The sequence below is a fragment of the Bartonella capreoli genome, assembly GCF_902813205.1.
Classification (GTDB): domain Bacteria; phylum Pseudomonadota; class Alphaproteobacteria; order Rhizobiales; family Rhizobiaceae; genus Bartonella; species Bartonella schoenbuchensis.
This window is the reverse complement of sequence record NZ_CADDZX010000401.1, coordinates 1-384: the sequence shown is the minus strand read 5'-3', so window position 1 is coordinate 384 and position 384 is coordinate 1. Positions and strand designations below refer to the sequence as shown.

At 41.1% G+C, this 384-nt stretch carries 1 pseudogene; it reads left to right on the top strand.

What is annotated here, in order from left to right:
• Nucleotides 1–384 (top strand): annotated as a pseudogene (gene sucA, locus J7R05_RS08995) (2-oxoglutarate dehydrogenase E1 component); the annotation flags it as partial.

Below are 384 nucleotides of genomic sequence, written 5' to 3'. Positions count from 1 at the left end.
AACAGGATATTATTCAAGCAACGCGTGATTCTGTTCATGCGCTCATGATGATTCGTGCTTTTCGTGCACGTGGGCATCTTCGTGCTCGGCTCGATCCTCTCCAATTGGCGGAAAAAATTGAGGATTACAAGGAACTTTCTCCAGAAGCTTACGGTTTTACTCCTGCTGATTATGAGAGACCCATTTTTATTGATCATGTTTTAGGGCTGGAATATGCAACTATTCCACAAATGCTTGAGATCCTCAATCGTACCTATTGTTCAACGATAGGTGTGGAATATATGCATATTTCTGATCCTGCTCAAAAAGCATGGCTTCAAGAACGTATTGAAGGACCAGATAAGCACATTGCTTTCACACAAAAAGGTAAGAGAGCTATACTTA